At 67.5% G+C, this 431-nt stretch carries 1 protein-coding gene; it reads right to left on the bottom strand.

All coding sequences use genetic code 11. The features are described 5' to 3' along the window. Positions 1 to 431 (bottom strand): WXG100 family type VII secretion target (locus tag KUM40_RS22000; protein WP_374227408.1); only part of this gene is annotated, 431 nt, incomplete at both ends.

Genomic DNA, 431 nt, shown 5'->3' with positions numbered 1-431 from the left:
TCCGACTTGCTGCCGGTCGGATCGTCCTTGTACTTGTCCGCCTCCTTCGACGCCCGCGTCACCCACGAGTCCGCCGAGGACAGCTTCGACTGGGCGGAGGACAGGTCGTCACGGGCCTCCCGTGCCTTGGCCAGCGCCTTGTCCGCCAGGACCTGGGCCCGCTCCAGCTTCGGCCAGAAGTCGGCGAGAGCGTCGCCGCACATCCCGTACGACTTCTCCAGCTTCTTCAGGTTCTTCGGAACCCCGGAGAACTCCTCCTTGAAGACGGTCGCCGACTTGCCCGCCCACTCCGCCAGCGTCGACTCCCCCGCCATGCCCTTCACCAGACGCAACGCCTCGGACACGTCGTCGGCGAAGTCGTGCAGCGTCCTCGCGAGCGTACGTACGCGTTGTGGGTCGCCCGGGGTCGGGTCCTTGTCCAGGTCCAGGAC

The sequence above is a fragment of the Streptomyces sp. AC512_CC834 genome (assembly GCF_019049325.1).
In the GTDB taxonomy this organism is placed as follows: Bacteria; Actinomycetota; Actinomycetes; order Streptomycetales; family Streptomycetaceae; genus Streptomyces.
The sequence above is the reverse complement of the archived record's forward strand: the minus strand, read 5'-3'. Positions and strand labels throughout refer to the sequence as shown.